Source organism: Streptomyces sp. GC420, assembly GCF_009916105.1.
Classification (GTDB): domain Bacteria; phylum Actinomycetota; class Actinomycetes; order Streptomycetales; family Streptomycetaceae; genus Streptomyces.
This window is the reverse complement of the sequence record NZ_JAAAXQ010000617.1, coordinates 1-2,941: the sequence shown is the minus strand read 5'-3', so window position 1 is coordinate 2,941 and position 2,941 is coordinate 1. Positions and strand designations below refer to the sequence as shown.

Genomic DNA, 2,941 nt, shown 5'->3' with positions numbered 1-2,941 from the left:
GTCCCCGTCCCCGTGCCGGTGCCGGCGGCGCCACCGGCACCGGCACGGGGACGGGGACGGGGACGGGGACAGCGCTCGGCCGGCGCCGCACCCGCCTGGTCCTGCTCGCGCTGATGACCGCCCTGCTGCTCGCCGCGCTCGAGCAGATGATCGTGGCAACCGCCCTGCCGAAGATCGTCGGTGAGCTCCAGGGCCTGGACCGGATGTCGTGGGCCGTCACCGCCTACCTGCTGACCGCCACCATCGGCCTGCCCGTCTACGGCAAGCTCGGCGACCTCCTCGGCCGCAAGGGCGTCTTCGAGTTCGCGATCGTCGTCTTCGTCATCGGCTCCGCGCTGGCCGGCTGGTCGCGCACCATGGACCAGCTCATCGCCTTCCGCGCCGTCCAGGGCGTCGGCGCCGGCGGCCTCATGATCGGCGTACAGGCGATCATCGCGGACATCGTGCCGCCGCGCGAACGCGGCCGCTACATGGGGCTGGTCGGGGCCGCCTTCGGGCTCGCCTCCGTCGCCGGGCCCCTGCTCGGCGGCTACTTCACCGACCACCTTTCCTGGCGCTGGTGCTTCTACTTCAACGTGCCGTTCGGGCTGGTCACCCTCGTCATCGTCGCGGCCGTGCTGAAGCTGCCCAGACCCCTCGGCCGGGCCCGGTTCGACGTGGTCGGCGCGCTGCTGCTCGCCGCCGCCTCCACCTGCCTGGTGCTGCTGACCAGTTGGGGCGGCACGGAGTACGCGTGGGACTCGGGCGTCGTCCTGGGACTGGCCGCGGGTGCCGCCGGAACGGCTCTCCTGTTCCTCCTCGTCGAGCGTCATGCCCCCGAACCCCTCATCCCGCCGAGGCTGTTCCGCGACTCCGTCTTCACCATCACCAGCCTGGTCGGCGCAGTCAGCGGCATCGCGCTCTTCGGCGCCGCCAGTTACCTGCCCACCTTCCTCCAGATGGCCGACGGCGCCGGGGCCACCGAGTCCGGTCTGCTGATGCTCCCGATGATGGGCGGCATCGTGCTGGCCTCCGTCGTCACCGGCCACCTCGTCAGCCGCACGGGCCGCTACCGCGTCTACCCCGTGGCCGGCGGCGCCGTCTCCGCCCTGGGCATGTGGCTGCTGTCCCGCCTCGAGACCGACACCGGCCGCCTCCAGTACAGCGTCTGGATGGCCGTCCTCGGCCTCGGGGTCGGAATGGTCCTGCCCGTGCTGATCCTCGCCGTGCAGAACGCGGTGCCGCCGGCCGACCTCGGCGCCGCCACCAGCGCCCACAACTACTTCCGGCAGATCGGCGGCAGTGTCGGCGCCGCCGTCTTCGGCACCCTCTTCGCCCAGCGGCTCGACCACGCCATCGCCGAACGCCTTCCCGAAGGCGCCACGGGGGGCGCGGGCCTGCCCGACCCCGAGTCCATCACCCCGCAACTGGTGTACGAGCTGCCGCCGGTCCTGCGTGACGGCTACATCCAGGCGTACGCCGACGCGATGCCGCGCATCTTCCTCTACCTGGTGCCGGTCCTCCTCCTCGGACTCCTCTTCGCCCTCTTCCTCAAGGAGATCCCGCTGTCCAGCTCCATGACCTCCAGTGTTCCCGCCCCGGCGCAGGCGCCCGCCAACGAGAGCACCGCGCGCGGCGGAGCGCCGTACACCTGCACCGCCGGCGTTCCCGTGTGCGGCTACGTCCGGCACCACGACGGGTCGACCGTGCCGAGAGCCGCCCTCACCCTCATCGACATCGGCGGGCAGCAGATCGGACGCGGCGCGAGCGGGGAGGACGGGCGGTACGCGCTGAGCGTCCCGGGCAGCGGCTCGTACGTGCTGATCGCGGCCGCCGGAGGACACCAGCCGCAGGCCGTCAGCGTCACCGTGGGCGAGCGGCCCGTGGAACTCGACGTGGTCCTCGGCGGCGCGGGCCGGCTCGCGGGCAGTGTGCTGACGGCCGACGGCAGCCCCGTCCGCGAAGCGGCGGTCACCCTCACCGACGTACGCGGAGAGGTCGTCGCGACGACGCGCAGCGGACGTGAGGGCGGCTATGTCATGACGGAACTGGTCGCGGGCGAGTACACCCTCGCGGCCAGCGCCCCCGCCTTCCGCCCGGCCGCGCTGCCCGTCAGCGTGCAGGCCTCCCGGGAGACCCGGCAGGACATCGAACTCGCCGGCGGCGCCGTGCTGCGCGGCACCGTCCGCGCGGGCGGCGGGCGGCCCGTCGAGGACGCCAGGGTCACTCTGCTGGACGCCGCGGGCAATGTGGTGGACACGCTCACCACGGGGGCCGACGGGACCTTCCGCTTCGTGGACCTGTCCTCGGGGGAGTACACGGTGATCGCCGCGGGTTACCCGCCGGTCGCAACCGTGCTCCAGGTCGCCGGAGGCGGGCGCACCGAACGGGACCTGCAACTCGGCCACGAGGACTGACGTCAAGTCAGCGGGCGTGCGTGGGCGGGAGAGCGCGGCGCACTCCTCTTGCGCCGTTGACCGGCTCGACGTCACCCGGCGGTCGTACCGTGGACCGGTGGTGCGCGGATCACCGTGACGCCACGGGAAGGAGCCCCTCACCATGGACCGTGGGACGTCGCGGGGCGACGGAATGGTGGACCGCGTACCGGGACAGCCCGACCCGCGGGGCGTCGCGGCCGGGCGCGTGCCGCTCGCCGTGGTCGTCGTCGACGGGGACGGGCTGGTCTCGCACTGGAGCACGGGCGCGAGGCGGCTGTTCGGCAGGCCGAAAGAGGAGGCGGTGGGCCGGCCCGCCGACGATCTGATGCCCATCGGCGGCGCGCTGTCGGAACCACCGGGGCAAGACCCGCGCGGTGACCACGGCATGCACGGCATGCACGGCATGCACGGCCTGTACGAGACGCCGGGGCCCGCGTTCGACACCGCGCTCCACGGCCGGAGTTCGTATCCGGCGTCCGGCCGGGCCAGGCTCTCCGCCCCCGCGCATGGCCCCGCCCTGTCTC

2 protein-coding genes are annotated in these 2,941 nt (G+C 73.4%); both read left to right on the top strand.

Going from position 1 to position 2,941, the window contains the following annotated elements; translation table 11 throughout:
- Positions 1 to 2,396 (top strand): MFS transporter (locus tag GUY61_RS36930; RefSeq protein WP_166634664.1); only part of this gene is annotated, 2,396 nt, incomplete at its 5' end.
- A 142-nt stretch (positions 2,397 to 2,538) separates the two neighbouring features.
- On the top strand, positions 2,539 to 2,941 hold a 403-nt coding region (locus GUY61_RS36925), incomplete at its 3' end, for a PAS domain-containing protein (RefSeq protein ID WP_313897027.1).